Source organism: Micromonospora sp. C51 (genome assembly GCF_018070435.1).
In the GTDB taxonomy this organism is placed as follows: domain Bacteria; phylum Actinomycetota; class Actinomycetes; order Mycobacteriales; family Micromonosporaceae; genus Micromonospora; species Micromonospora sediminimaris.
Genome location: NZ_JAGPXQ010000002.1, coordinates 370,298 through 396,949, shown reverse-complemented (window position 1 = coordinate 396,949; position 26,652 = coordinate 370,298). Strand labels below are relative to the sequence as shown.

Genomic DNA, 26,652 nt, shown 5'->3' with positions numbered 1-26,652 from the left:
AGAGGTAGGTACAGGGGAAATGGACCGCAACGAGCTGGCCCGCGCCCACTGGGTCAAGAGCAGCAGAAGTAACGGCCAGGGCAACTGCGTAGAGGTCGCCGACCTCGACGCCGGCACGGGCGTCCGCGACTCGAAAGACCAGGGCGGACCCGCCCTGGTCTTCGACGCTGCGGGGTGGATGAACTTCATCAGCGCGACGAAGGACGGTAAGTTCAACCTGCCCAGCTGACCCACCCGCGCGTTCTTGCCGATGAATGGGAATGGCCCCGTGACGGACGTAGCGCCACGGGGCCTTCTCGTATTCTCACGCACACGGACAGCGAATTGCCAGTATTCGATCAATCAGTGGTTTCGGTAGGGCACCCCTCGACGGGCACCAGGACGGCCTGCCCCGCCGGCATGAACCTACACGGGCAAGCACACGCGGGACCGGGGACAGGCTTTCCCGCCGAGTCCAGCACCGGCCTTGGACATGGCGTGTGGTACCAGTTCGCGGTCTGCGCCACCCGACACGGTAGACAGGTCCGTTCATCCTGATCGCTGCCGTCGGCGAGCGCGGCTGCCAGCCCGTCGGCCCTCACCGCTTACCCCGCAAAATCGGTTCGGGCGCCTCGGCGAATCGATCCAAAAGCGCCTGCGCTGCTACCCCCGCGTCACAGTCGACCACCCCACAACTCCCGCACATGCCAGAGTCGTCACGCGGGTGACGCTGAACGACACGTCGGGCGGCCAAGAGCTGCCGGTTGAGGATCTGCTGCGGTGAAAGCGTGGCGACATTCGCCACGCTTCGCGCCGTTCCGACGTACCAGCGGGGGACGGAAGCCGCGCCGCGACCCCCTCGCGGTGCGCGATCGGTGCGGTGCGCATCATCCATCGCGACCGCCCAACGGCCTCCGGAGAGCCGCCTCGAACGCCCTGAACTCGCGCCGGAAGCGCCGGCGCCGCCAGAGCCGAAAGATCCAGAATCGCCGCATCGTCAGCCTCCCTCTAAAGGGGCGGTGTGGCGGCAGGAGCCCTCCCCGACTTCTGCCGCCACACCGGTCCGTCGGGCGCGCGCCCGGAGAGGGGGATCCCCGGAGGCGCGCCCTGCTGGGGGACGCGGGAGCTGCGGTCTCAACGGCTGCTGGCGGAGATCGCTCCCACCCGCGTCCTCGTGACTTGCCCGGTACGCCGCCGGCCTCGTTCCTACCGGCAATAGTCACTTTGGCACGTTGCCACCAAGGTCACAAGAGAATCACCCAAAGTGGATGGGCGGTTTCCGGCCATCCGTGCCGCACCGGCTCGACGGGAGCCCGGCTCGGCCTGCGTAGGTGGGGCTCCGCGCGCCGACAGTCCGATGGGGGCGAGCCCACCCAAGGCCACACCGCGACCCCCACTTCAAGCGAACCCATCAGCTCCGGAGGTCCACAGAGAGGCCAGCCTCGGCAAACAGCGCCTTCGCGTCCGCGATCGTGATAGGGGTCCAGCACTCCGCACACGGGCCACCGCCAGCGGGCGTAGCCTTCCCACAGTGCTTGCAGGCGCTGCCGGGCACGTGTGGGGTCCCGCACGGATGAGCGCTCGCAGGGTGCGGTGGGAAGGTGCAGCCGGGTGTGATGGTGCAGCCAGCGATGCCACCGCCCGCACCACGGGGATCGGTCACGACTCATCAGCCTGTGGCCGACCGTTGGGCGGCGCGTGGATGGGATTGCCGAAGACAGCGACGTAGGTCGCCGCGGCCATCGCTCGGGCCTCCGGCTCCGTGTACCCCTGCGCTCGGAAGTACATCCGCTGACCGTCGAGCCACTCATGCATCGGAGTGACCAGCTCGGTGAGCAGCAGCAGACCCAGGCGGATCGCGCGGGCTGCGTCGCCGTCTGCCATCTACCCACCTCGCGAAACGGACGTCACGGCGGGACCGTACGCCCGGCCCGAGCGCCGGGCAAAGATTCTGGGCGGCACGCACGGCGAAGCCGGCCGTAGTGGGACTGCGGCCGGCTCCGCTTGGCTTCTCAGGCTGTTGGGCAGTCGATCGCGTACGGACTGCCTCAGCTGAGGCGCTCTGAGCGTGACGACAAGCTATATCTCGACTGGGGGTAGCGACGTTCAAGCCGGCGTCTGCCCAGTGGGGGGTCACACCGTGGCATGGCTCGTCTCATTCTCTGCGGCATACCGCAGGGCACGCGCCAACGCGTCGGGGTCAACCCCATCGAGATAGTCGGCCACGAGGGACCGTACTTCGTTGATCGTCTTGCTCATCTCGCTGGCGGCCAGACCTTGCGGTGGGATGACGCGTCGGAAACGGGCGTCGTTGATCGCGCTGCCGACCAGTCGCTCAGCGACCCAGAGCGGCGTCCGCTCCTTCAGCACGAAGGTCAGGTGAACGCTGGTCTCTGCGGAGTTCCGTGAGTGTGGGTTGTGCACCCAACCCCTCGGCAGGATGAGCACCTGCCCAGCGTGGAGATCGAACGTCTGGTCGGGTGTGCTCCCCTTCCACTGCTCAACCCACTTGTCATCCCACAGGTTCGTTGACATGAAGTGATCGCGGTAGGGGTCGGTGACCTTCGGTTTCCATACTTCCCAGGTCTTCGAGCCTTCCAGCTGCACGACGATCCCCAGGTACTGGTCCCAGTGATAGTCAAGCCCCTGTGTGCCGCCGGGGGTGATGAACGCTGTGACGTACCCCGGGTAGCCGGTCTGCCTCTGGATGCTCGCGCAGATGGCGCCCAGCGGCGGATGCCAGCGGTTCAGCTCGCGTAGCTGGATGGTGCAACCCTGGTTGAGCAGCACCGGCACGGCCGCTGGCGTCACCCGGTCGTCGGTCGTAAAGCGCGCCGGATGCACCCCTTCGCCCTCGTGGTACACGTTGACGTAGGAGGCCGGAGCGCAGCCGGCGTCGAGGAACCCGAGGATCGTCGTCGCGTTGATCGCTCGTCCGATCGGGCTATCGCCCGGAAGCGTGAGCGTGTAGGGGCATTCGGGCCAGGCCGTGAGCAGGGCCCGGCCGGCCTCGGCCCCGAGGAGCATTTCGAGGGACATGTGATCTCCCAGCGTCTATCAGTTCGGACTCGGCGGGAGGGGGCATGGCGTCCTGGTGTGGTGGCGGTGCGGACAGCAGATGACCGCGAAGACGACACAGCGGTTGACGTTCAGGCTCTGGGTGTAGTGCCACAAGGAGTCAACGCCGCCTTCGAGGTGTGTGCGTGTGTGCTCCAGGCGTGCGGCCAAGCTCAAGTAGCTGAGCGTCGGGTCGGGTAGGCGCGTCTCGTACAGTTCGGCAAGCCAGTGCAGCGCATTCTGCACGTCGGTCCAGGTCCGCTCCCGTGTCGTCTGCGATCGGCGAAGCAGGTAGTGACCGGTTTGTATCGCTGGCACCGTCGAGCGGAGGAACGCGGCCGTCTGTGCGTCGCCGGGATCCGGGCCTGGCTCACGTTCGTGCTGGTGGTTCCGTGCGAAAGTCTCGTGCGGGCCCGTCCACGGCCCGTACCCGTGCCAGTGCAACTCCACGGTCGCCATTGTCCCCTCAGGTGGTGGCTGGCCGCGCTTCACCGCGCGGCCAGCCGGGTAGATCAGATCTCGCCTGCGTTGAATGCGTTGACGAAGTTCTGCAGCTCACCGCGCTCGAAGATCAGCAGCGGCGACGCCTCGCCGAGCTTCGAGTCGCCAATCACGATCGCGTCCGGGTTGCCCGGGACGACGCCTGCGGCGACGCAGCTCTCCATCGAGCTGGTGATGCCGCCGCCGCACAGCTTCCGCAGGTTCACCCTGCGCGGGTCGATCTCTTCGTACAGATCTCTCGTCATGAGAGAATCTCCCTCCGGGTGCTGCTGTACGGGGATTCGGTCCCCGCGCCGTGGTGCACCTCCCCGGCCTGGTCGTCTGCTTTCCACGGGAGCCGACCGGGCCGGGCGCTTCTACCTAACCCTCAGTAGTCGGATCCGCGCTACCTGTCTGACTGGTGCTGGGTGTTTAATGCGTTTCACCCTCAACCTCAGGCGCGGGAGGACCCGTGGCACACCGCGAGCGCAACGACGCACTCGCTGCGGTGATCGCTGACTCTGGGCTGTCGTACGACGGGGTGGCGCGAGCCGTCAGGCAGGTGGCCCGCGACGACGACAACGTCCACGTCAACGCGAATCGCAGCACCGTCGCACACTGGATAGCCGGATCTCGGCCCCAACCGCGTACCCTCGGCTATCTGGTCGAGGCACTACGCCGATGCACAGGCCGGCCGCTGTCCGCCGCCGACATCGGGTATCCCGATGCCCCGAGTCATCCCGGGCTGGACGACCTACCGCAGGACCCGATAGCCGCGGTTGTGGAGCTGGGAAGGAGCGACTTGAACCGACGCGCATTAATCAGTTCGGGGATCGTCTACTCCCTGTCGGCCTTGGCGCTCCCGCTGGACCACCGCCGCGAGTTGGCACACCGTTCAGTGTCTGCCCTCGACGCCCGCGCCGTCGGCATGAGCGACGTCGCCGCGGTGCGGCATATCGTGACCGCCTTCAACGATCTCGACGAGCGCCTGGGCGGAGCCCACGGCCGCACGACCGTGGTGGACTACCTGTCCAACGACGTGATGGCTCTGTGCAGTGCTGTATTCCGCAACGAAACCGCCCGGCGGGCCATGCTTGCCACCGCCGCTCAGCTCGCCTACCTCGCCGGTTGGAAGACCCACGACGCCGGCCATGCCCAGGGTGTCGCCCAGCGGTACTACCTGTCCGCCTATCAGCTGGCGGATGCCTCCGGCGACCCAGGGCACGCCGGCTACTGCCTGCGGATTCTTGCGAATCAAGCTAACCGGCTCGGCAGGATCGGTCGATGCGTGGATCTTGCCGAAGCCGCCAAGTCGCTCGTGCGTGGGCGGGTCGACCCCGCCACCGAAGCCATGTTTCACCTCACCCTCGCCGAAGCACACGCGCTCGCTGGCAACCGCCGCAACGCCCTCACCTCAGTGTGGCAGGCTGAACGGCTGGCCGGCCGCGCGACCGATGAGGCGCCACCGGCGTGGATGACTGTCGGTGGCTCGCGAACCGCACGTATCGCCAGCCACATCGCTGACACCCTCGTTGCGTTGGGCGACCACGCTGGCGCTGAACGGCAACTAAGGGCAGCGGTCGCGTGCTGGAACCCGACGACACACCCACGGGTTTACTCCCTGACTCTCAGCCGCCTCGCGGAGACGCAGTGCCGGCGAGGGCATATCGATCAGGCGTGCGTAACCTGGAGTAAGGCCCTGGAAGGTCTCGCCGGTATCCAATCCGGACGCGCGGCCACAGCGGTAGGCACAATGCGAGCAGCGCTTCGCCCCCACCGGCAACGCGGGGTCGCCGCAGCCGTGCGGCTCGACGCGAGAGCGGCCACCTGGCGGCGGCAAGGAGCCCGATCGGCTCCACCGAGTGGACCGAACTGAATCGGCCGCCGAAGAGGACATCCCCGAACCGGGGGCCACTTGCCCTTGCGCCCCGCCCAGTCGGGATCCCGCCCACGCCCGCCGGTCGTGGGCCCGAACGGCGTACCCATCTCCCGCCGCGCAGGAGAGGGCCGCTCGGCGTATGGGACAGTCACGGGCGAGACTGATGCAGCGAAGCCGGCCACGGTGGGGACGCGGCCGGCTTCGGGCTCAGAGGGCTTCGGGGCCTGTCAGGTCATGGAGACTTCGACGGACTGTCGGGTTCCCCAGCTGCCTGTCTTCCAGCAGGTAGCCACGCCGTACCAGCGGATTGCGCGCAGTACGACGAGGGCGAACAACACCGAGACTGGCGTGAGCGCCCAGGTGCCCCACTGGTAGAGGGTGGACTGGTCTGACCGGCGGATGGTCATGTAGCGCAGTGTCTGGGCGTAGCCCACGACGATGGGAACGCCGAGCATCCATGGCAGCGCCTCGGCCCGAAAGTCCACTGCGGGGCCCACGATCATGACCGCGACGAACAGGATGGTCGCGGCTACCGATTGCGCCCACCGTACGAGGTGTAGCCACCAGGCGACTCGGCCGACCGGCAGATAGCGGACCCTCCACCAGCTCCGGATGAAGCTGCCCCGCATCCAACGCAGGAACATCCGGGTGAAGTGGTTGATCTTTTCCGGCATCAGGGAGTAGGCGAAAGCGGTGGGCTGCTGCACGGTCCGGCCGCGTAGCATCGCGAACAACGTGAGCATGCTGTCGTCGCTGAAGGGGACCCGGCGGCCGAAGAACGTCTCGGTCAGGTAGGACTTGAGGTTCTCGCGGATGATGTCGGCCCGGTAGGCGGCGATGGGCCCGGAGTTCACCCACACGGAGCCGACCACCGACAGGGATGAACGGTCGGTGAGCTGCCCGGCGACGAACCACAGGTCGGTGAATCGGGTGAGGAAGCTGGACTTGACGTTGGCGGCCATGACGATGCCGGCCACGGATTGGACTTGTGGGTTGGCGAACGGTTTGAGCAGCTCGGCCAGCGCGTCCGGGTCGGAGATTGTGTCTGAGTCGACCGTCCAGTAGATGTCCGCGTCGGGGGTGGACCTGATGGCGGCGGCCTGCGCGTGCCGCTTGCCCGCGTTGCTCTGGATGTACCAGGCGGCGCCGATGCCGTGTACTGGAGCGGCGTCGAGAAACCAGCGCTTGACTGCCTGGTATCCCTCGGTGTGCTTGGAGCCGTCGTCGACGACGTAGATCAGCTGGGGCTTGCGCGTCTGGAAGATCATTGACTCCAGGCACGCCCGAAGCGCCTTCGCGTCCTCGTTGTACGCCGGCACGAGGGCAACGACGTGAAGATCGTCGAGTGTCGCCTGGCTGTCGGGCTCGATCACGGCGGGCCGTTCCAGGTAGGCCGCGCCGAACTGAACGACGAGGAGCAGGAACATGGCGGCGTAGGCGACCGTCAGGCCGTGGCCGCTACCGGCGCCCTGAACTACCCCGAGCACCGCGAGCGCGTGATGGGCCATCCATGCCGCGGCGGCGGCCAGAACGACCGCCGCCGCGAAGAGGTGACGCCCTTTGACCAGGCGAGCGGTCACTGGCCCGCAGGGGTCCTACGGCGCCATGCGAGGCGCACGGCCAGCGACCCGAGCAGGACCAGGCCGACACCGGTGAGTGCGATGGCGAGTGGGAGCGGCATGCTGATGCTGCCTTCCCACCCAGCGACGCCTCCGCCAAGGGTGACCGCGCCCGCCCCGGTCCTTGGGAGCGATCCTCCGGACGTTTCCATGCCTCATCCCCACTTTCAATCGATCGGCTTGATGCCTCGGCCAGGCGGCCCCCATGGGTCGGGTACCGGGCCTCGTGACCGCGCTTCGGCCTGGTTGGCACCTGGACAGGCGTCCAGGTCCAAAATGGCCTGTTGCCATTTGGCAAGGTAAGGATGTTTCATACGCAGCGTCAAGGGGGCGAACTACCCGGTTCCGCCAGCAGGTCGAGAAGGGGACATTCGGTCGATGCGCCGGTGGCCGTCGAGCGCCGATCGACCTCCGACGGGCGGTGGTGGCGCTGTACGCGCGCACCCATGGTGGTTCTCCCGCGCCGCCTGTCGTTCGGCGGGGGTGGCTCGGAGTCCCCAACTGGACGAGCCGGACAGCCCTTTCGGGATGGATTCGTCCCGGGGGTCCGACGGCCCGGCCGTCGGACCCCCGGACGGGTTCAGGTGCGCCGCGCGTTGCGACGAACCTTCGAACCGCTGACCGCGGCTTCCCACGCGTTCAGCTCCGCCTCGGCGGTCTGGGCGCGCCGCTTCCAGTTGGTGCCCCACTCACGCAGCCGCTGGTTCTCCTTCTCCAGGTGGTCGACCAGGGCGAGCCGCTTGAGAACCTGTTCCCGGGATGCGGCGGAAGGCCGTGGGGGCGGTGCAGGGCTGGCGGGCTCGATGTCCTGCCATTCTTCGTGCGTCGTGGGCTGGGCGGTGGGCTGGGCTGGGCCAGCGTTGACGCCTCGCCGGTAGCGGGCGGCGGTGGGGCCGTTCGTGCCAGCGTTGGTGTGCCGGCCGGCAGATGGCGGCACGTTGGTGTGGTTGGGGATCCGGGTGGGCATCCGCGCGGGAGTGAAGTCGGGCGGGGAGGGCTCGGTGCGAGCCTGCGGCGTGCGCGGGAACCCGACAGGGGCGGGGGCGTTGACGTCGCCCGGAGGCGCGGCATGCACCTGGGTGGCGTCCCTCCCCGCCTTTGCTGGCTTGGCGGGGCAGCTACGGAGGTGGATAAGGACTTGCTGCGCGTCCGGGTGGGTGAAGCTGTCGTGCACGCAGCCGTAGGTTTCGGTCTCGTTCTCAAGCAGCAGGTGTCGGATCTGCTTCCAGTAGACGGCCTGTCCGTGGGGAGCCTTCAGCGGGGAGAGGGCGTCCTGGTCGGCGAGGACTCGTACGCCGTTGACGAATCTTGCGGTCACGTTGGGGTGGTTCCTTTCGTTCCATGGGGTGTATCCATCCGCGCGGGTCGCGGAGGGTTCGGGGTGCCGCTACACGACGGCAAGGGACACCAGCCGCGAGTAGTGCAGCTGCGCGCCGAGGGTGATGGTGTCGGTCGGTCCGCCGCGGTGCTTGGCGACGATCAGGTCGATCTCCCCTGCCCGTGGGGATTCCTTGTCGTAGTAGTCGTCGCGGTGCAGCAGCACGACGATGTCGGCGTCGGCTTCGATGCTGCCGCTCTCGCGTAGGTCGCTGAGCTGGGGGCGCTTGTCGGTGCGCTGCTCGTTGCCGCGGTTGAGCTGGCACAGCATCAGCAGCACCACGCCCCACCGCTTGCCGAACAACTTGCCCATCCGGGTCAGGTCGTCGATCTGCTCGCGACGGGGCTTGCGCGGGTCGGGTGGCTGCATCAGCCCGAGGTAGTCCACGGCCACGATGTCGGGCCGCTTGTCCTGCGCTTCGAGGCGGTGCATGGTTGCCTCGATGTGGGCCCAGCTGACGCCGGGAGTGTCGTCGACGAGCAGTTCGGCCTCGCCGGTGTCGCCCACGTACCGGGCGGCCTTCACCCAGTCGTCGGTAGTGAGCTGACCGCTTTTGATCACATGTAGCGGGATGCTGGCGCCAGCGGCGAGCATGCGCATGCCGATGTCGACGGCGTCCATCTCGGCGGAGAAGAAGAGGCCGCGTTTGCCGGCGCGCATGACCGCGTTCTGTAGGACGTTGAGTCCGCACACGGTCTTGCCCATGGCCGGCCGTCCGGCGATGATCACCATTTGTCCGGGCTGCAGGCCGTTGGTGAGGCGGTCGAAGTCGATCCAGCCGGTCGGGATCCCGGGCAGGGTTGCCTGCTTGGCCTCCTGCTCGATCCGCTCGATTGCCTCGAACACGTCGCGGGCGACGTCACCCCACGGGCGTGCTGTCGCGGCCCGGCCGTCCACGCCGAGATCTCCGGCGGACTGCTGGATCAGAGCGATGCCCTCGTCGGCGTGGTCAATGGCGAAGTTGGCGGCGATCTGTGCGGCGCGTTGGGCGTGTGCGGCTGCCCTGCGCAGCGTCGCGGCTTTGCGGACGTTGTGGGCGTAGTGCGCTGCGTTGGCGATCGTGGGAATGGCGGCCATGCAGGTGTGCAGGTAGGGCCCACCATCGATGTTCCGCAGAACGGTTGGGTCGAGACTGGCGAGGATCAGCAGCGGATCGATGGCCCCGCCTTTGTCTCGCTGCTCCAGCGCCGCGCGGTAGATGATCGCGTTGCGCGGCTGCCAGAAGTCGTCGGGGCCGGACAGGATCAGCGACACCTCGTCCAGGGCCTGTCGGCTCTGGACCACGGCGCCGATGACGCACATCTCGTCACTCGGGACGGAGCGGGGCTGCGAATCGTACGGACGGGAGGTCCGCTGCCCGGTGTCGGTGCTGGTCACAGCCGCTCACCCAAGGTCAGGCGACGGTCTGGCCCCTTGAGGTCGATGACGGTGCCCTCCTGTAGCCGTGACGGCACTCGCCCGCTGAGCCTTTCGCCCATGTCTTCCCAGTTCAGGTTGGTCGTGAAGATCGTCGGGAGGTTGCGTCGGTAGCGTCGGTCGAGCAGTTCCAAGGTCGTCTCGATGGCGTAGTCCTTGAAGCTGCCGGCGCCGAAGTCGTCCCAGCCGAGCAGGTCGAGATCGCTGTAGAAGTCGATCAGCGGCAGGTGCGAGTTGTCCGGTTGTGGGCGCAGCCTGCGGTTCAGCTCTGGGTGGGTGATGATGCGCCAGCGGTACGTGCGGTTGGCCTGCGCGGCGGCCGTGGCCATCGCGCGCACGGCCCCGTACATCTGGTGTGTCTTGCCTCGGCCGGCCAGTCCTCGCAGAGTCAGCCACGGCTTCGCCGGGCCTCCGCCGTCGCCTCTCGCCTGGTTGCGGCGCACCCACAGGGCGATGCCGGAGTGGTCGACGTGGGCGTCAGCGAACGTGCCCTCGAACTCGTGGGCTAGCCGCTCACCCAAGGCTTCCATCCGGTGCGCCACCGGGTCCGGGTGAATCCAACCGCGCGGGTCCATGACCGGTTCCGAGCCGGCCTGCGCCAAGACCTCGTCGAGGTCGATGCCTTGCCTGGCGACGACGGCGCGTGCCACATCGGTCGCGTTGCGCATCTTGTTCGGCCCTCCAGTTCAGCCGCAAGATCATCATTTGTCGAAGTAGGTTTCCGGGTCCGTCGGGTTCCACGCCGCGCTCGCTGTGGTGCCGGCGTTGCCGCGCCGGCCTGAGGTGGTGGCTTCGTCTCGCATCCGGTCGAATTGCCTGCGTAGTGACGCGGTGGACTGGATGTTGCGTCGCCAGAAGTCGTGTTCCATGGCCCAGTCGATTGCCCTCAGGACCTTGTCGAGGTCGACCGGGTTCGGCCGTTTTTCGTCGAGTAGGAGGCGAGCCTCCTGCCGCCAGCGCTTGGTGATCCGAGGCCGCTTGTACTGGGCTTTGACCAGCGCATCCGCGAGGTGCTGGCAGATCTTGTCGACGTCGGGCCGGCTACCGGGCTCGTCCCGACCAGGCGGCGGGCTCGGCTCGTCGGCGGCGTTTGGCGACGGCGAAGCCGTCGCCGCGGAGTCAGGGGAAGGTGGCGAGGGGAGGGGGGAATCACTACGTACGGCCGTAACCACTCCCCTTTCCCCTGGGGCACCGCGCGTGGGGTCCGCCGATGGCTTGTTCTGACCCTCAGGTGAAGGGTTCCCGGAAGGGTTCGGCGAAGGGTTCTGGGTGGGGGTCGCGGAGGGGCTGGCGGAAGCCTGGCCTACCTCGCGTTCCAGCGTGTAGATCATTTCCTTGAGGATCTGGCGGGACCCTTCCGCCATGTCTTCCTCCGCGTCGATGCGGCACAGCTCCACCAGCAGCGTCGCCTTGATCTTCTTGCTGGCGATCAGCGGCAGGTGGTCGGCGGCCGAGCGGAGGACGTTTGGCTGCTTGAACACCTTGTCGCCCCTGATGTAGGAGCGGATGAGCAGCTCCTCGGTGTCGTCATCGATGACGACGTAGCGCTTCTGCTCAAGCTCGGCGATGTTCCTGATGACGTCAGCCTCAGTGAGGTCTGGCGCGGAGCGCGCCCATCGCCGCTCGCGTAGCGGCAGAACTCCTGAGTGGGCGAGGTCCCGCTGGGACAGCAGGAAGAAGAACTGCCACTGCGCCGGGACGGTGACCTCGATGAAGTCCTCGTCGTCCCAGATGTCGACCGAGACTCGTGCCTCGCTACGGGCCATCAGCTGCTCACCGCCTTCCGCGCGCGCCCTGCCGTGGAACTGTTCACCGTTGCGTCTCCCCTGCCCACATTTGTCCCGCGAGGACGTAAAAACGTCGATACGGACCGATGTGCCTATTGCAATCGATCAAGGTGGACCGTATCCTAAGGGACAAGGTATGGCGAGTCCTGGAAGTGGCGGCGAAGGGGAACCGATGAGTCTCGTGGTGACAGGGCGGCGTGTTCCCGGTCGGCGTCGGAGCGTGGGATACGATCCGGCGATGGGCAGGGTGCGGATCATGGGCGCGAAGGAAACCCGCGTTGCCTTCAGCGACTCCCTCACCCGCGTGGAGAACGGCGACCGGCTGATCGTCATGCGCGGCTCGACCATCGCGACGGTCCTCGTGCCGCTGGACTTTTACGACCGGGCCCGTGGCGCTATCGGCGAGCCACCCATGGGGCTGCGCCAGCTGAAGAGCGTCGACATGGTGCGTGGGCAGGAGTGGACGCAGACGCTGTCCGCAGTCGCCGCAGGAGCGCACGTCACGTTGCTGCGGCTCAGCCGGCCCGTGGCCGCCATGCTGCCGCCGGCCTACTACAGCCAGGCGTGCCTGGCCTTGGGTGAAGGGCCGGAACTGGCCCTGGACTGATGGGGCTCGACGGATCACGGGGCACCGCCGGCTAGGAGCCCGAGCTGGCTTTCGCTCACCGTTGGCGGGTCCGCGATGACGAGCGCACGAACCTTCCCGTTCTCTCGCCGCAGGTAACCCTTGTCCCGCATCTGCCGCAGGTGATACAGGACCGTCGCCGGAGTCAGGCTCACCGCTGCGCCGATCTCTACGAGGCTGGGCGGATATCCCTGGGCGGCGGTGTAGATCCGGATGACCGCGAGGATGTGCAGCTGCCGCTTGCTCAGCGCAGGCAGGAGCGCGGCATGGTCCCAGTCGGCGCGGCCGTCGCGCACTGGGGCGAGGTGGTACTCGGTCATCGGGTGCCTTCGTTCACAGGTGGTGCGAGGGACGCGGCGCGGCCCCCGTGGTGTTGGCCGCGCCGCGCGGTGCCGGGCGCTACTTGCCGGCGGCGACGTTGACCTGCCCGCCGTCGACGCCGACGAGGAGCGTGCAGTTGGGATTGGCCGCACACGCCTGCGCGGCCTGCAGCTGCAGCTTGGCCCGCTCCAGCTCCAGGTATCCGGGCGTCTTGTTGGCCTGGGCGAGTAGCTGTGCCTCGCGGACTTTCGCTTGTGCGGCGATGTAGCTGGCCTCGGCGCGCTGCCGTTCCACGACCACCGCTGCTCGCGCCTCAGCGATCTTTGGGTCGGCGTAGTTGATGTCGCTGATCGCGATGCGGACCGGCGGGCAGTCCTTCCTCGTGCGGTCGTAGGTCGGTCCGCAGAAGTAGTCGCCGCCGGTACGTGCCCGTAGTTCCTCGTTGAAGCGGGTACCGAGCTGCCGTTCGATTTCCGTCCAGATGCCGTTGGTGTTGGCGTCTAGGTCGTCGGCGGTGTGCATGCGGGTCAGCTCGCGCAGCACCTTCTCTTCAGCGGAGACGAGGGTGTTGGTCAGCATCCTGCGCCAGCCTTCGTCGTTGAACTCGCCGCTGGCGTTGGAGACGCCGTAGCGGCGGCCGGTCTTCTCCCAGAACTGCACGACCGGGGAGTTCTCGCCCCCGTCGCAGTTGGTGTTGAGGTAGAACTCGGCGGTCGCGTACACGACGACCTCGGGGCCGGCTTGGCCGTTCGGGCCGGCCTTCGACGACGACTTGATCGGTTGGTCAGAGTCACCGCCGGATGGCCGAATGTTCCAGGTCCGCAGCGACGTCGGAAGCGTGTAGATCTGGTCGTCGACGGGCTCCGGGCCGGATGTGCCTGGCTCGATGCACTCGCGGAAGGTCGTGTTCTCGCCGGCGCCGGAGTTGTAGTACAGGACGATCTCGTCCGACTCCGTGCGGTAGGAACAGGCGACCAGGGCCGTCATGCTGGCCAGCGCGAGGGCGGCGGCACCGTGACGGCGGTCCGGGCCCGGCATTGCATCCAGGCGGTACGAGCCGCCTGTCAGCGTGGGTGCGCCGGACAGCGCCGCCATGACGACAGCGGCGCGGTGCAAGCGGTGGGGATGGGTTACCACTGTGCGTGCCTCTCGTTGTAGAGCTGCAGCCACCGGGAGATGGCTTGCGTGGATTCCTCGGTCAGCAGGTCGACCTGGTCGAGGCTGGTGGGATTGGCCATGCGGGCCATCAGGGCTGCGGCCTGGTCGAGCAGCCGTCGGTCGGCGGCCGGCAGGGTTGGGCGAGGCCGGTTGACGATGATGAGCGCCAACGCGACGAGGCCCGCGATCGCGGCGATGAAGACCGGTACGAGGACCCTCATCGGGCATCACCGGGGAAGGTGACGACGGCCAGCGCGATAGCGATCGCGGCGAGAACCAGCGCGACGCCGCCAGCCCCGCGACCGCCACGGCGGACCCGGTAGAGGCCGTAGCCGAAGGTGATGACGGCGAAGACCCCACACGAAACGGTGTCGATCATCGGCTGGTGTCCCAGGTCAGGGCCACAGCGAGGGCCATGGTCGCGGCGACTGCGAGGTTGATGGCGGCCAGGCGGGGGGTGAGCGGTCGCCGTGGCTTGCCGATCGTCGCGACAACAACAAGGGCGTTGATCGCGTAGAGGATGATCAGGATCCACTTCACGTAAAAGTCCACGATCAGCCCCCACTGCCGCGGCAGCGGCTCGACGAGCCGCCGTGCGCGTAGTCGGTGGCTTCGGCGCGGTGGCCGGCGGAGCCGCCCGAACGTGCTGATCGCCTCAAGGCGAGATCTGGGGAGTTCACCGACCCCGCAGGGCGGGCGTCGCCGTGTGTGGCTACCCGCACCGGGCCGTCGGGGCGCATCGGCTCGCCCCCCGGCGCGTCGAAGGCCCGGCGGCCGGTGGTTGGGTGTCCGGAGGACCGCCCGGGGGCGTACCGGATCTGGGAGTCGGCGGAGCCACTGATTCCTCGGGACCTGCGGCTGGGCAGCAGCCGGCACAGCAGCCTGGTGCAGCCGACGGCGTGGTGGCGTGCGCATCGCATCCGGATGCTCTTCCTTACTGGGTCAGGCCGCCGCTGGGGCGGTGGGGGCGGAGGCGCCGGAGCGGCCCGAGGTCAGCGCGGCGATGATCTGCCGGCCCCGCAGGTGCTCCTCCCAGGCGGGGGCGTGCCATTCGGTGGCCAGCTCGATCAGCGCGGTCCGCACCGGGCCGTCGTTGAGCCGGTGCGCCTCGTCGCACAGGTGGTCGGCGTAGATCTCCGACCACCGCCGTTCGGCGGCGTCGATGACGTGGTGGGCGATGGCGTTCGGCTTCGAGATTTCCGCCAGCTCCTGGTAGACCTGCGGCACCGACACGAGGAGCTGCCAGTAGGCAGCGAGGATCTCTGCGACTTTCGCCTGGTCGAGTCGCCCTTCGGTGTCCGTGACGTGCTGCCGCCAAATCTCCCGGTACTCGACTTCGTGGTCGCGGTGAGATGGCGCATACCAGGCCGCGGTCATCCAGGCCGGCGCGGGCGGCAGGTGTGGGGCGGCAGGCGCGGGGGTCTGGGCCAGCCAGCGGCCGGCGATCCGCTTGTAGGCCCGTCGGATCGCCTTCGCGCCGGGCGCGTCGTCCGGCACCACCAGCGCCCGGTGGCCCAGGTAGGCGGTGCGCACGGTCGCGGCCATACGCGCGGCGTGGGCCAGCACCACATTCGGCGGTGTGTCGGGACGTTCGATCCCGCCGGTGAGGGTCTTGTACACCGTCCGGATCTCGATCATGGCGTGGCGGTAGTCGTACAACTCCCGGGCCACGAAGTCCTCGATGAGGCGGCCCTGGACCGTCACGTGTCGGCGCCAGATCCGGTCGAAGATGTCTTGTGGATCGCTGGTGGGGGTGTCGCTCATGGCGGGTGTCCTTCCAGATTGGCGTGATCAGAACGGGGGTTCGTCGTTGCCTGTGGTGCCGCTGGAGCCGTACGCGGGCTCGGAGGCGGAGGACCACGGGTCATCGGGGCTGCCGCCGCGCGGATTCGTACCGCCGCCGCTGGTGCGGCTCATGCGCTGGACCTTCGCGGTGGCGTAGCGCAGGCTCGGGCCGATCTCGTCGACCTCCAGCTCGACGACGGTGCGCTTCTCACCCTCGCGTGTCTCGTACGTCCGCTGGCGAAGCCGGCCGTGGACGATGACGCGGGAGCCGCGCTGCAGCGATTCGGCGACGTTCTCCGCCGCCTGCCGCCACAAGGCGCAGGACAGGAAGAGAGGCTCCCCGTCCTTCCACTCTCCGGACGCCCGGTCGAGGAAGCGGGGGGTGGAGGCGACACGAAAGTTGGTCACCGCGGCCCCAGACGGCGTGAACCGCAGCTCCGGGTCGTCGGTGAGGTTGCCGATCACGGTGATCGTCGTTTCTCCGGCCATCACTGGGCCTTCCTGCTGGTGGGGGTGGTCGTGGATGCGTGCTCGGCCAACGCCTGAGCAAGCGCCTTGCCGGTCAAACCCCAGCGGGCCTGGGCGGCCCGAACGCCACGCGGGCTCAACTGGAGCTGGCGTGCGATTTCCGCACGTGGTTTGCCGGCGAGGGTCAGCGCGGTGATCTCCGCCTGGCACAGGGCAGGCTTGTGACGCGTGCGACCCAGCGCCCGCGTGGCGGCGTCCTGCTGCCGCTTGCGGCGCCTGTTCCCGTCAGGACAGGCAGCGCGGCTGCACACTCCGTAGCGGTGTCCTAGCTGACGGCGCATCGGGTAGCCGCACTTCGGGCATCGCCGCAAGGCGTGGCCCTGGTCGTCGTAGGCGACCCCCGCGACGATGAGCCCGACCGGCCGCAGGTGCGGCCCACAGCGGCCGGCTGCCGGCAGGGGACAGGTGGCGCACAGTTCGAACGCTCGCAGGTTGCCCTTGTGGTGGGTGTTCCAGAAGGCAGCGGGCTGGTCGACGCAGAGTCCGATCACGTCGTGTCCTCCGCCGGTAGCCCGGAGCCGGAGCACCAGTCGTCGGCCAGCTGCAAGATGCCCGCCCGGATGATGGCCTTGCGGTGATCCAGCACCAGCCCGTACTGGTCGACGTCGACGCTTCCACCGCAGTGCGGGCATTCGCCGCTCAGCGGGCGGATCAGCGCCGCCGCCTCGCCTTCGCCGGCCAGCGCCGCCGCGAGCGCGACCTGGCAGGCGTCATGGACGAACGGGTCGGCCGGCTGCAGGAACGGCACGCACTCCAACCGCACGCCGCACAACCCACGGTCTGGGCTGTCGGCGCGGACGTAGTGCATCGACCCCTTCGGGGTGTAGCCGATCAGGCAGACCGGTCGGGCCTCGTGTACCTCGCTCACGGCCGCGTACCCCCGGCGCGGATTGCGGCGATTGCACGAGTCATCGCTGCTCGCCGCCGGTCGCGTCCGCGATGGACCTGGTCGTGTCTGCGCCGCTGGCCCCGCGCGAGTAGCGGCTTGTCGCGTCCGTCAGGACGGTGTAGGTGCTGCGGGTGGCCTGGCTGCTGTGAGGAAGGTTGACCGATTGGCCGGCGGCGAACCCGAGGTTGCGGGACTGGCGCCAGGCGGCGGGGCCCGCGCCCAGGTAGATGCACGACCACCGCCCGCCCGCTTCCCGATCGGCGATCATCTGGCGGATGTCGGCAGTGTGGTGCTCGCAGGAGGCGTTCTCCTGACCGTCGGTCTGCACCACGAGCAGCACCCGGTCGGCCTCGCCGAGCGTCGGTACGCGTGTCTCAAAGTCGGCGATGGTCTTGCCGATAGCGTCGAGCAGCGCCGTGGCTCCACCCGGCCTGTAGCTGCTTTCGTCGAGTCGCGGCGCGTCCTTCAGCTTCGCCGCGGCGCACAGCAGGTGGTATTGCTCGTTGAACAACGCCGAGGTGATGCGGTACCGCACGTCGCCGTCGCGGGCGAGCCCGTCGAGATAGGCGTTGTACCCGCCTCGCACATCGGCACCCAGGGGGTACATCGACCCGGACATGTCGGTGACGAGGAGAACGTGGGTGGTGGGCTTCTTGCTCACGCCGCCTCCAGCGGGATCTTGTGGGTACAGGACGGGCAGGTGACGCTGCGCGGCCGACGCTTGGCGGCCAGGTCGCGCAGGGTGTCGTTGATTCGGCCGGAGTACAGGTCTGCGGGCCGCCACAGTTCTGCTCGCACACCGGCGCCGTTGAGCGCGGCCAGCCACTTCTCCTGGTCGGCAGTGGTCTTGCCGGCCTCCGACTTCAGCTCGACGAACAGCACCCCGCCGGGACCGACGATCACCAGGTCCGGGAAACCTGGTTGGGACCGCCGCGAGTCGTGTGTGTGGTAGGCCAACAGCCGGTAGCTGGTGCAGAGCTTGAGGACGTTGCTCTGCAGGTACGCCTCCGCCTTCACCACGGCGCACCTTCGATCTGCTGCTGAGCAGCGATCAGCCACGCTTCGCCGGCCGGCGTGAGGCTCCACTCCGCCGGCAGGTTCTGCGTCGGCCGCACCGCCAGCTGCGCCCGGTCAAACTCGTCGGCGAGCCGCTTGCAGCGCAGCCAACTGGGCCGTCGAAGGCTGTTGTTGCCGCCGATGCGACGGCGCCGCGTCTCCGTGCGGTGACCGACCGGCCATTCAGTTACGCACCGCGCCTGGATGGCCTTGGCGAACACCATCCGGTCGCGGTTGACCGGCAGATGGGGGACCGGTGGCGCGCTCACTGCAGCGTCCCCGGGTCAACGCCGGCCAGGCCCATCCGGCGCAGTCCGAGAGGGTTCACGGCGCGCACCACTTGACGGGCGGGCAGATCAGCCTCCACCCCGTCGGCACACACGAGCACACGCCGCGCGCCCCCGCCGGTTTCAGCTCGGGGGAACCGAACGTCGACGATGAGCCGCCACCGAAAACGTCCGGACCTGTCAGCGAGGTACACCCACCAGCCGCCCCGTACGTCGCGTGCCTGACGGTCCCTGCCTGCGTCCGGCGGCGGATGTCCGAGCAACGTCGTCCGCTTGTCGTTCAACGCTGCCCTCCGTTCGCACGCTTGCTCGACCTGGTCCACCTCGACTCGGGCGCCCGGTTATCGCCGACGGTCGGGCGGTTGGCGCGGAATCGGAGATCGTCAGCGACGTGGGGCAGCACCTCGCGCAGCGGAACGGGGCCACCGGGCGGCATGCCCACGGCCGGCAGCACACGAGTGGCGTCCTCGTCGCCGGTCGCCCCAGATGCCCTCAGCGACCAGTTCACAGCAGGCAGGCCCGCCGCGTCCGCGAGCGCCTGCGCGGCTCGCTCCACCGACAGCGCCACTTGGACCTGCACGGTGCGGCGGTCGCCTGGTTCGGCTTGGCCGGCCCGCCACATAGCCTCGTTGAACGTCTCGCGCAGCCGTCTGAACGCCTCGCCGACCTCGACGGCGGGCGTGACGAAGTGCCACTCGACAGCTCGCCGCAGGCGCTGCTCGATGTCCTCCCACGTTTCGGCGTCGCCGGTGGGAAGGAACCACCTGCACGGCGATGCTCCGTGCCAAGAGTCATCCCGCTCGACCAGCAAGACGAGGTCGCGGGGACAACGCATCCGCAGTACGGTCCCGTTCGGCGGCTCAATCACGACGCACCTTCCTGCGTCGTCCTCGGAAGGTGGCAGATCTTGCAGTCGGCGGGGTGAGGCGCCGAGATCTCCGCGACGATGACCGGCACGCCGAGGCTGGCCTCCAGACAGGTCCGGAATCGTTCGGCCGCGGTCCGGTCGTCGGTCGTGCCGAACTGCCGGATCCGGCCGTGCTTCTGGGCGGTGAGCGCGTACCGAGTCATCGCCCCTCCGTTGGCAGGACGATCGCGGGGCGAAGTCGGGTGGTCCACGCGCGAGCAGCGTGGGTGTGGGTGCACTGCCGGTTGTCCCGACCACACGCCTCGCACAGGTGGCCTGCGCGGGAGAGCGTGAGCAGGTAGGCGCACCGGGCGTTACCCACGACCACACCGTCTACGTGCATTGGGCCTTCCGGCACGCCCGCTCGTTCGACTGGCGGGTGTGCGTTGATTGGCAGTCGACAGCTCGGCAGGCCGCAGGTCGCGTCGGCGGGGACGACGTGCCGTGTGTCGGTTGTTGCGGTGTTGCCAGGCGCTGCGGGCGCGTTACTCTGCTGGGTGGTCATGGCCCGCTCTCTCCAGTTGGGCGAGGTCGATGGAATGGCCGAGGTGAGGCGCCAACCCCGTTGCCGAGGGGCGGCGCCTCACCCGTTGTGGAGGTAGGGACCCTGCCGGGGGCGCCGGGCATTTACTGCGCCGACGCCCCCGGGGGATTGGGCGCCCGGGTAAAGCGGTGGGTAGGCCCGTTCGTTGCCGTCGGGGCCCAGAGGTGGGTTGTGGGACTGGCCATCACACGCGCCCGGTGTTGCGCTTGCGTGCGAGCTGCCGCTGTACCCGGGCGCGCACGGCTTCGAGTTCGTCACCCACCTTCGTTGTGACGGTGTGAGCCTTGAGGAACTCGGCGCGCTGCGTCCGGTTGAGGTACCTGGTCTTGCCGAACCGGATGTGGGTGAGCCCGCGGTTGCGGGCCATGTCGTCCAGGACTCGCTTCGAGATACCTGTCTCGGCGGCGAACTCCTCGAACGTCATCAGGTCGAGATCAGGGTCGGTGTTGTGCCCCACGTGCTGGTCCCCCGGTTGTTCCCGTGCGACGGTGCAGCTTGCGACCAGGGCGACGAGGCTGGCGCGGGTGATCCGCTTCGCTCCGTCACGTCCGGGTCCGTCAACCACGACCACCTGGAGCAGGCGGTCGCGGACGGCGCGCCAGATCGTCCAGCGCGAGACACGGAGGAGGCGGCTGGTCTCGTCGATGGTCAGGCCATCAACCCGGTGCTGTGCCAACCCGCCCTCACCTGCGTCGTGCCGGAACGCCTGTAGCGATCCGTAACGTACACCTCGTTACACATCATTACAACAACCGTTCACGTTTGCCGGCCGCTCCGACTCGTGCCGCCCCCGTGGCGGTCGGTAGCTGTTCGATCCATAAATCTTGATTAAGTTTGGGCGCTGCTATGACCTGTAACGTTGGCTGTGCTACAAAGCAATGCGTGACGAGCGGCAGGGGTGGGGCGTGAGTAGTGATCGACAGGGAGTAGCGCACGGGTTGTACGTCGAGGTGATGAAGTTCCTCGACGAGCACTCCATGACAAAGTCCGATTTCACCCGACTTAGCGGGGTCACGCGCCCGACCGTCGACCGACTCTCCTACGGGCGTGACAAGCCTCGCAGGCACACTGTCGACGCGATCGCGAAGGCCATAGGGCTCAACCGGAACCAGGCTCGCGTTCTAGCGGGCTACGAACCGCCTGTATCCAGGCATTCCGCCACCCGCGAGGCGATCATGACCGACCCTATATTCACGCGGGATCAGCGTCGGACGATGCTCCAGTTCTACGACATGGTCGTAGGCATGACCGGGGGTGGCGAAGGCGGCAGCCAGGCTCCGTCGAGCGCGCCTTCGTCGGGTGCTAGCCGCCAGCGGCGTGAAGGCGATCGGGCCGCTCGGCGTAGCGCCTGAGTAACTACTCAGCGTAATGATCAACAACTACACGCGGTGATTGCCGGTAATGGCGGCCATGGTGCAGATGGGGCAATCGGCCCCGCTCACGTGGCCGCTTCTCGTACTCATACGTTACACGTCACATCACAACGTGCGGCCAGTCCGAGACCCTCAGTAACCGCCGCCGACGGTGAGTGAGCCCGCCGGCCGAGCACTCCGGGCCGCCGGTGCCTTACCGCGGCCGAGGGGCGTTGCGGAGCTGGACGGCCCAGCAACGCCCCTCGACCAGCCGTAGGGGCTGTCACGCAGCCTTTCGCGGCGACGCCGGAACCCGGGAGCGGGCCGTCGCCAACGCCAACACGACCGACGCCTCATCCCGCATGTCGTGGCCGTACCGCTCGGTGGTCCGCGTGTCGGCGTGGCCCAGCAGATTGGCGATCGTGATCCGCGGGACACCCTGGTTGTACAGCCACGTCGCGAACGAGTGTCGCAACAGGTGCGGCCCGTACACCTCACCGTCGAGCCGCAGCACCCCCGGGCAGTCGCAGGTCGACACCGCGTCCGGGTCCGGCCCCATGTGCCCGGTGCAGCGCGTGATCCCGGTCTGCACCCGCGCGCCGCAGGGTCCGCCCTTCTTCGTCATCCCCCCGTAGTCGCGGCACCGACCCTTGGCGCCCTCCAGCCGACGCTCGCGAGGCGGCGGCGGGTGCTCATGGCAACGCTGCGCCTCGATGAGCGCGGGCACCCACACCTTGTTCCAGAAGTTCGAGTAGTGCAGGGGCTGAAGTGGTCCACCAGGCCCGGGGAAGATCAGCTCCTTTTTCCTGCGGCCTTTGGTGATCTTCAGCAGTAGCTCGTACAAGGGCATCTCGATCGGGACCGTGCGCTTCTCCCGTCCCTTGGGGACACCCAGGTACTGCGCGGCGCCTTCTCCCGTCCGTTTCCACGCCTGCCAGATGCGGATCTTCGGCACGGGATCGCGATCGGTCGGATGCACGATGTGACCGATGGTCGCCGCCGTTGCCTCCGACCACCGCGCCCCCGTGCCGGCGAAGAACTCCAGCAGCGGATGCCATTCCTCGGCGAACAGCGACTTGACGAAGTCGTACTCGTCCGCAGTCAGGTACTTCTCCCGGAGGTCGGGGACGTCGTCGTCCTCACGCCGGTCACGCTTGAAGTCGGTTTGCCGGCAAGGGTTGCGGTTGATATGCCCCTCGACGACGGCCTTCTCCAAGACCTGATACAGCACCGAATACTCGCGGGTGACGGTTGTGGGCTTCACCTTTTCCCTGCGCGCGTTAATCCACTGGCCAATCAGCTTGTAGTCGATTCGGTCCAGGGGAAGACTGCCGAACGTGGGCGCGAGGTGGTCGCGGAACTGCTGCTGGTACTGCGCACGTGTTCCGGGTGAGATGCGCGTCTTCGTGGGCAGCCACTCGTCGAAGAATTGAGCGAAGGTGGGAGCCCCGGACGGCGTCTCCTCCTCCGACGGGCCAAGGATCTCCGCGTACACCTGCTCTGCGGTCCACTCGTGGCGGTGCCCCTCCGCGATCTCCAGTGCTCGATCAGCGAGTTCCTCGCTTGGCCAGGTGGTTGACTCCGTGATCACCTTGCCCGCCTGGTCGCGTACGGACCGGCCGTCACGGCCCTTGCGGCGCCAGTACACCCGCCAGCTGGTGCCGCGCTGTCCCTTCGTCGCCAAGGTCTCGCCAGCCTTTCTGAAGCGTGCATCCATGGATGCACGAGGGGGTTGGGAACCGCAGTCTATCGTCACGTTCCGTCGACATTGCAACATGTCAAATACGGACAAATATGCATAGCTGCAGGCCAGGGTAACCGGGACCATCTGACTACGGATCAGAAGGTTAGGGGTTCGAGTCCCTTCGGGCGCGCCACGCGATCAAGGCCGTGACCAGCAAAAACGTTGGTTGCGGCCTTGACTCTTTCCCGGCATGTGCCGTGATCTTCCACCATGTGGGAGCTTGGTGCTCCGTTGGTGCTCCAAAGTCTGCGTGCCGTCCGAGGGGCGGTTCGTGCGCATGCGTGCTGACCAGTGCGTGTGCGTGTCGCCCCGTCTGGATCATGGCTGAGGCGACCGTCATCCGAACGTGGACGATTGTCCACTGTGGCCGGTTGTGTGGATCTAGCGGTGGGGATGCTGCGGGGGCGTCGCGGTCGGTGCTCAGCTGGGTCGACGCCGTGGCGTCGGCAGGGCGGCACGGCCGGCTGGAGACGGATGGTTGGAGGCGACGATCATGTGGCCGTGCATCTGATTGCGGCGCGGCTGATCTGATGGCGTGGTGGGGGCGAGATGTCCGATCGGGAAGGGCTGAGGTGGCGTGGGCAGCCGAAGCCGACCCTCGTAACGGCGAGCCGGTTGCTTGATGGAGGCCCCATGCGGTGACGGGCGGTAGGCCACACGGCGCGGCCGACCGTGAGAACCGGTCGGGACGTGTTCCTGGGCCGCCAGCCGGCGCGGCAGCGAGTCGGCCAGCGTCCTACCCGCGAACGATGTCCGTGTTGCCCGGCAGCTCATGGCGGCGTTCGACCGGGGGCACGCTCATGGCACCCCTTTATGTCAAGGCGCCGCTGACACCAAGGGTTTAGGGTGGTTGGTGGCGGGTCCGGGAAGTGGCTTGTCCGAAGGGCCGATGTCCGGGGTCAGGTCGGTCACGCTGGATTGCAGAGTCGTCCCCGAGTGCCCTCCCGGGTCCGCCGCATGGCTTCTCCTCTGGTCGGCGACCATGCGTGCGTAGACCACGTTGGACAGCCGGCGTTTGAGGGCACGCATGGCTTCCATGGAGGTCTTCCCGGCGGCCTTTCTCGCGTCGAAGTAGGCGCGGCCTTGCGTGCGGTTGCGCAGCTGGACCACGGCCATGATGTGCAGCGTGCGGTTGATCCGCCGGTTGCCGGCACGGGAGAGCCGGTGACGCTTCTGGTCGCCGGAGGAGGCGTCCAGGGGTGCGGTGCCGTTCCAGGAGGCGAACCGGTCGCGGTCGGCGAACCGGCTGATGTCTGCGACGTCTGCCAGGAGGCGGGCCGCGCCTGAGGGGCCGATGCCGTGCAGCTCCATCAGGGTGGAGCCGCGGGCGGCCACCAGCTCCTTGAGGTCCTTCTCTGCGGCTTTGATCTTCTTGTCGATCGCCTCGAGTTCACTGATCAGCTCGACGGCGAGGCGGCGTCTGGTCTTGCCCACGATGTCGCGGGGTTTGACCGTCGCGATCAACGCGCGGGCCTGTGGCGCGGACAGGAACTTCTTCGCCCCGCCGGGTAGCAGTTCCAGCAGCAATCGGTGCAGCCGGTTGATGGTCTGGGTGCGGGCGCGGCCGAGCTCGTCACGCCGGTCGGCGAGCATGCCCATTACCTGCAGGTCCGCGTCGAGGTGAACCTGGCACTACGACCCTTACAGCCGCCAACGACGCCGTACCGCTGGCCCATTGCCGCGCCAGCGTATGGACTTCCTCATGCTGCTACGAGGCAGGCGCCGCCTGGTGATCGAAATAGACGGCCAGCACCACTACGCCGAAGGCGACCGCCCGAGCCCACGGCTGTACGCAGACATGATGCGCGAGGACCGTGCGCTCCGCATGGACGGCTACGAGGTCTACCGGTTCGGCGGACACGAGTTCCGCGACGCACGACAGGCCCGGACCGAGATACAGGCATTCTTCGGGCGCATTCTCACCAGCCACGGCTACCTCGACGAAGCCACCGTTTAATGACCCTGGAGGCTCTGCAACCGGTCCCGCCTGCACGGGTGGCCCGACTGGCTCACGGTCTGCTGGTACCGGCAGCATGATCATCGTCATCATCAGCTCGCTCGGCGTGGGCTGATTCATGCGTGCCGTCGATGCTGTCTGTGTCGGCGAGCCACGGTCGTAGCGACCTTTCCGGCGGTGTTCGCGGCGCACGATGCAATCACACCTGTGAGGTGCCCTCTCGAGCCGACTGGACGCTGGTCGCTGCCGTCGCTGCCGTCGTCGCGCTGTTCATCGCCTGACGGAGGAGGGGCCAGGCTTACCCGCCTGGCCCCTCCCGGTCTGAGGGCATGCCCGAGGTTCGTAGACGGTGGCCTGATCCGGTGCCGCCTTGGGGCTGATGGTGGTTCTTCACATCTGCTCGTCGAGCCGGCGGCGGTACCACAACGCAGCCAGGAACACCGCGAGAACACCGAGGACAGCGGAGCCGATCCCACCGGCCAGCCGAACATGCCCGCTGCCCATCCAGGAAGCGACCAGCGCGATCGTTGCCAGCGCCGCGCACACAGCCGCTGGGGCCAGCGCCCGATCGGGGCCAGCGGTCGCCGGCGTGGACTTAGCGGGCCGGCGCCGCACGAGTAGGAGGTGGGCGTCCTGCGGGTCAGGGTCGACCTGGTAGCCGGCCCGCTCCAGCAGTTCCCGGTAGCGGTGCAGCGGGTCGGAGTTGCTGGTGCCGCAGTAGGCGACGCTGAATTCCTCCGGCCCGTCCTGGCTGGTGTTGGCGCCCTCCACGGCGAACCCGTCGAGATGCTGCTCGCTAAAGTCACGGAAACCGGCACGGCGCAGCACTCGCCGGATGTCTTCGGCGGCGCGGTCACGCGGCGACCACAGCGGCCGTTCTCCTCTGCCATACCCATACCGCGGTTCATTCATGGCCGTCACCGTACCGATGTGGGCGCTGCCGCGCGGCCCGCGCGGAGGAACCGGCAGAAGGCCCGGTAGGGGCGAGGCTGCCTTGCCTGCCGACTGGTCGTCAGGTTGGCGACCTGGCAAGAACGAGCTAAGGCCCATCCCGCCGGTGATGCAGGCTCAGGGCACTAGCTCGTGAGTGCTTCCTAGAACGGGTGAACCATCGCGTCGGGGCTCGGTTGAACAGCACGCGCATCGTCCCGCACGTCGTAAACCAGGCGGTAGCGGTCGGTGAGTAGCTTCACGTCCTCGTTGGTAATGTTGACCATTGCGCTGCCACCTTTAAGGAGCATCCTGAGCTCTCGCCCGGGCCAGCCGATCTCATCGATGAACCGGCCGAACTTACGGCCACTTGAGGCCGCATACTCGAGAGACCGTTGCACCCACTCATCGCTTCCTACCCTACGAACCGCCTCAATGGCGAGATCGAGGTCGCCGAGCTGCTCCTTCTCCACGTCGAGGTAGCTGCCGAACACCACAAGACGGGTGACTGTTAGCAACTTACGGGGGTCGCAGTTGTACTCCTGGACTCGTTCGATCGTGGACGCGAGACGCTTCTCGGCGGTCGCCCGGCTGATCGGCTTCCGGAAGGAAGCCTGCGCGAGCGCGTTCCCGCGTACCGTCGTGATCCATCGCGTCTCGCCGCCTGAGTGCTCGCTACTGTCCAGGTAACCTGCGGCGCAGAGCCGTGCGAGGTGAGCAGTTGCGTCAGCCTCCGAAGCGTGAAGGATTTCCGCCGCCTGCCAGGCGCCAGTGTGATCCCGGTAGGCGCGCATCAGATCTCGCGCTGCTACCGCAGGCAGGCCCTCGATCATTTCGCTCTTGTTGACGCGCACGGACCTCACGCTCCTGTACTAACGCCGATCGACAGAGCCATCCTGTCACGCCATCGCGAATGATCGCTGGCCCAGGAACTGGCCTAGCGCCGAGCCCGAGCCCCTTAAGCGCTGTGGAGG

Annotated in this window: 32 protein-coding genes; 5 read left to right on the top strand and 27 right to left on the bottom strand. The window is 67.8% G+C overall.

Annotated features, from left to right (window positions below):
- Positions 1-19 precede the first annotated feature (19 nt).
- Positions 20-229 (top strand): DUF397 domain-containing protein, encoded by a 210-nt coding sequence (locus tag KBX50_RS04790; protein ID WP_210934945.1) that lies wholly within the window; start codon positions 20-22, stop codon positions 227-229.
- A gap of 1,409 nt (positions 230-1,638) precedes the next feature.
- On the opposite strand, the gene KBX50_RS04785 is transcribed toward KBX50_RS04790, so the two are convergent.
- From KBX50_RS04785 to KBX50_RS04775, 3 genes are all read right to left on the bottom strand, one after another.
- Positions 1,639-1,863 (bottom strand): hypothetical protein, encoded by a 225-nt coding sequence (locus KBX50_RS04785; RefSeq protein ID WP_210934944.1) that lies wholly within the window; start codon positions 1,861-1,863, stop codon positions 1,639-1,641.
- Positions 1,864-2,112: 249 nt separating this feature from the next.
- Positions 2,113-3,018: a cupin domain-containing protein gene (locus KBX50_RS04780; RefSeq protein WP_247673085.1), complete on the bottom strand. Its 906-nt coding sequence runs from the start codon at positions 3,016-3,018 to the stop codon at positions 2,113-2,115.
- A gap of 530 nt (positions 3,019-3,548) precedes the next feature.
- Positions 3,549-3,782, bottom strand: a complete 234-nt coding sequence (locus KBX50_RS04775; RefSeq protein ID WP_210934943.1) for a DUF397 domain-containing protein — start codon at positions 3,780-3,782, stop codon at positions 3,549-3,551.
- A gap of 206 nt (positions 3,783-3,988) precedes the next feature.
- On the opposite strand from KBX50_RS04775, the gene KBX50_RS04770 reads away from it, so the two are divergent.
- Complete coding sequence (locus KBX50_RS04770; RefSeq protein ID WP_210934942.1) at positions 3,989-5,392, top strand: hypothetical protein; 1,404 nt, start codon at positions 3,989-3,991, stop codon at positions 5,390-5,392.
- Positions 5,393-5,622: 230 nt separating this feature from the next.
- Here KBX50_RS04770 and KBX50_RS04765 read toward each other — a convergent pair whose 3' ends face one another.
- From KBX50_RS04765 to KBX50_RS04745, 5 genes are all read right to left on the bottom strand, one after another.
- The gene (locus tag KBX50_RS04765) at positions 5,623-6,975 is read right to left on the bottom strand and encodes a glycosyltransferase (RefSeq protein WP_210934941.1); all 1,353 of its coding nucleotides are present in this window, start codon (positions 6,973-6,975) and stop codon (positions 5,623-5,625) included.
- A 619-nt stretch (positions 6,976-7,594) separates the two neighbouring features.
- Positions 7,595-8,332, bottom strand: a complete 738-nt coding sequence (locus KBX50_RS04760) for a hypothetical protein (protein ID WP_210934939.1) — start codon at positions 8,330-8,332, stop codon at positions 7,595-7,597.
- Between the two features lie 69 nt (positions 8,333-8,401).
- The gene (locus KBX50_RS33515; protein WP_210934937.1) at positions 8,402-9,769 is read right to left on the bottom strand and encodes a replicative DNA helicase; all 1,368 of its coding nucleotides are present in this window, start codon (positions 9,767-9,769) and stop codon (positions 8,402-8,404) included.
- Positions 9,766-10,476 (bottom strand): ATP-binding protein, encoded by a 711-nt coding sequence (locus KBX50_RS04750; protein WP_210934935.1) that lies wholly within the window; start codon positions 10,474-10,476, stop codon positions 9,766-9,768. Before KBX50_RS04750 ends, KBX50_RS33515 begins: the two co-directional genes overlap by 4 nt.
- A gap of 33 nt (positions 10,477-10,509) precedes the next feature.
- Positions 10,510-11,574: a hypothetical protein gene (locus KBX50_RS04745; RefSeq protein ID WP_210934934.1), complete on the bottom strand. Its 1,065-nt coding sequence runs from the start codon at positions 11,572-11,574 to the stop codon at positions 10,510-10,512.
- Between the two features lie 259 nt (positions 11,575-11,833).
- Between KBX50_RS04745 and KBX50_RS04740 the strand changes: the two genes are divergently transcribed.
- The gene (locus KBX50_RS04740; RefSeq protein WP_210934933.1) at positions 11,834-12,202 is read left to right on the top strand and encodes a hypothetical protein; all 369 of its coding nucleotides are present in this window, start codon (positions 11,834-11,836) and stop codon (positions 12,200-12,202) included.
- 14 nt (positions 12,203-12,216) lie between these two features.
- On the opposite strand, the gene KBX50_RS04735 is transcribed toward KBX50_RS04740, so the two are convergent.
- The 15 genes from KBX50_RS04735 to KBX50_RS04665 form a co-directional block, all read right to left on the bottom strand.
- Complete coding sequence (locus tag KBX50_RS04735; RefSeq protein ID WP_210934932.1) at positions 12,217-12,540, bottom strand: hypothetical protein; 324 nt, start codon at positions 12,538-12,540, stop codon at positions 12,217-12,219.
- 79 nt (positions 12,541-12,619) lie between these two features.
- A complete protein-coding gene (locus KBX50_RS04730; protein WP_210934931.1) occupies positions 12,620-13,636 on the bottom strand; it encodes an SPFH domain-containing protein in 1,017 nt (338 codons plus the stop codon).
- 35 nt (positions 13,637-13,671) lie between these two features.
- Positions 13,672-13,920, bottom strand: a complete 249-nt coding sequence (locus KBX50_RS04725) for a hypothetical protein (RefSeq protein WP_210934930.1) — start codon at positions 13,918-13,920, stop codon at positions 13,672-13,674.
- Positions 13,917-14,078: a hypothetical protein gene (locus KBX50_RS04720; RefSeq protein WP_210934929.1), complete on the bottom strand. Its 162-nt coding sequence runs from the start codon at positions 14,076-14,078 to the stop codon at positions 13,917-13,919. Before KBX50_RS04720 ends, KBX50_RS04725 begins: the two co-directional genes overlap by 4 nt.
- Positions 14,075-14,251 carry a hypothetical protein gene (locus tag KBX50_RS04715; RefSeq protein ID WP_210934927.1) on the bottom strand — a complete coding sequence of 59 codons (177 nt, stop codon included), beginning with the start codon at positions 14,249-14,251 and terminating at the stop codon, positions 14,075-14,077. Before KBX50_RS04715 ends, KBX50_RS04720 begins: the two co-directional genes overlap by 4 nt.
- A 390-nt stretch (positions 14,252-14,641) precedes the next feature.
- Entirely contained in the window at positions 14,642-15,463 is an 822-nt protein-coding gene (locus KBX50_RS04710; RefSeq protein WP_210934926.1) for a hypothetical protein, read from the bottom strand.
- Between the two features lie 27 nt (positions 15,464-15,490).
- Entirely contained in the window at positions 15,491-15,973 is a 483-nt protein-coding gene (locus KBX50_RS04705; protein ID WP_210934925.1) for a single-stranded DNA-binding protein, read from the bottom strand.
- On the bottom strand, positions 15,973-16,503 hold the full coding sequence (locus KBX50_RS04700; protein WP_210934924.1) for a hypothetical protein: 531 nt from the start codon (positions 16,501-16,503) through the stop codon (positions 15,973-15,975). Before KBX50_RS04700 ends, KBX50_RS04705 begins: the two co-directional genes overlap by 1 nt.
- Complete coding sequence (locus tag KBX50_RS04695; protein WP_210934923.1) at positions 16,500-16,880, bottom strand: hypothetical protein; 381 nt, start codon at positions 16,878-16,880, stop codon at positions 16,500-16,502. The genes KBX50_RS04700 and KBX50_RS04695 overlap by 4 nt, the downstream gene beginning before the upstream one ends.
- Positions 16,881-16,920: 40 nt before the next feature.
- On the bottom strand, positions 16,921-17,562 hold the full coding sequence (locus KBX50_RS04690; RefSeq protein WP_210934922.1) for a vWA domain-containing protein: 642 nt from the start codon (positions 17,560-17,562) through the stop codon (positions 16,921-16,923).
- Entirely contained in the window at positions 17,559-17,921 is a 363-nt protein-coding gene (locus KBX50_RS04685) for a VRR-NUC domain-containing protein (RefSeq protein WP_210934920.1), read from the bottom strand. The genes KBX50_RS04690 and KBX50_RS04685 overlap by 4 nt, the downstream gene beginning before the upstream one ends.
- Complete coding sequence (locus KBX50_RS04680) at positions 17,915-18,226, bottom strand: hypothetical protein (protein ID WP_210934918.1); 312 nt, start codon at positions 18,224-18,226, stop codon at positions 17,915-17,917. The genes KBX50_RS04685 and KBX50_RS04680 overlap by 7 nt, the downstream gene beginning before the upstream one ends.
- Positions 18,227-18,524: 298 nt before the next feature.
- Positions 18,525-19,112: a hypothetical protein gene (locus KBX50_RS04675; protein ID WP_210934917.1), complete on the bottom strand. Its 588-nt coding sequence runs from the start codon at positions 19,110-19,112 to the stop codon at positions 18,525-18,527.
- Positions 19,109-19,315, bottom strand: a complete 207-nt coding sequence (locus tag KBX50_RS04670) for a hypothetical protein (RefSeq protein WP_210934916.1) — start codon at positions 19,313-19,315, stop codon at positions 19,109-19,111. Before KBX50_RS04670 ends, KBX50_RS04675 begins: the two co-directional genes overlap by 4 nt.
- Before the next feature lie 564 nt (positions 19,316-19,879).
- On the bottom strand, positions 19,880-20,371 hold the full coding sequence (locus KBX50_RS04665; RefSeq protein ID WP_210934915.1) for a hypothetical protein: 492 nt from the start codon (positions 20,369-20,371) through the stop codon (positions 19,880-19,882).
- Positions 20,372-20,573: 202 nt separating this feature from the next.
- Between KBX50_RS04665 and KBX50_RS33775 the strand changes: the two genes are divergently transcribed.
- Positions 20,574-21,047, top strand: coding sequence for a helix-turn-helix domain-containing protein (locus KBX50_RS33775; RefSeq protein ID WP_374224573.1), 474 nt, complete (start codon positions 20,574-20,576; stop codon positions 21,045-21,047).
- 283 nt (positions 21,048-21,330) lie between these two features.
- Here the strand turns inward: KBX50_RS33775 and KBX50_RS04655 are convergent, their stop codons facing one another.
- Both KBX50_RS04655 and KBX50_RS04650 read right to left on the bottom strand, forming a co-directional pair.
- The gene (locus tag KBX50_RS04655; RefSeq protein WP_210934913.1) at positions 21,331-22,803 is read right to left on the bottom strand and encodes a tyrosine-type recombinase/integrase; all 1,473 of its coding nucleotides are present in this window, start codon (positions 22,801-22,803) and stop codon (positions 21,331-21,333) included.
- A gap of 804 nt (positions 22,804-23,607) precedes the next feature.
- Complete coding sequence (locus tag KBX50_RS04650; protein ID WP_210934912.1) at positions 23,608-24,384, bottom strand: transposase; 777 nt, start codon at positions 24,382-24,384, stop codon at positions 23,608-23,610.
- A 97-nt stretch (positions 24,385-24,481) separates the two neighbouring features.
- Between KBX50_RS04650 and KBX50_RS04645 the strand changes: the two genes are divergently transcribed.
- Positions 24,482-24,748 carry a DUF559 domain-containing protein gene (locus KBX50_RS04645; RefSeq protein ID WP_307870847.1) on the top strand — a complete coding sequence of 89 codons (267 nt, stop codon included), beginning with the start codon at positions 24,482-24,484 and terminating at the stop codon, positions 24,746-24,748.
- A 390-nt stretch (positions 24,749-25,138) separates the two neighbouring features.
- Here KBX50_RS04645 and KBX50_RS04640 read toward each other — a convergent pair whose 3' ends face one another.
- Together KBX50_RS04640 and KBX50_RS04635 are read right to left on the bottom strand one after the other, a co-directional pair.
- Positions 25,139-25,660: a hypothetical protein gene (locus KBX50_RS04640; RefSeq protein WP_210934907.1), complete on the bottom strand. Its 522-nt coding sequence runs from the start codon at positions 25,658-25,660 to the stop codon at positions 25,139-25,141.
- A gap of 182 nt (positions 25,661-25,842) precedes the next feature.
- Positions 25,843-26,532, bottom strand: a complete 690-nt coding sequence (locus tag KBX50_RS04635; RefSeq protein ID WP_210934905.1) for a hypothetical protein — start codon at positions 26,530-26,532, stop codon at positions 25,843-25,845.
- Between the last annotated feature and the right edge of the window lie 120 nt (positions 26,533-26,652).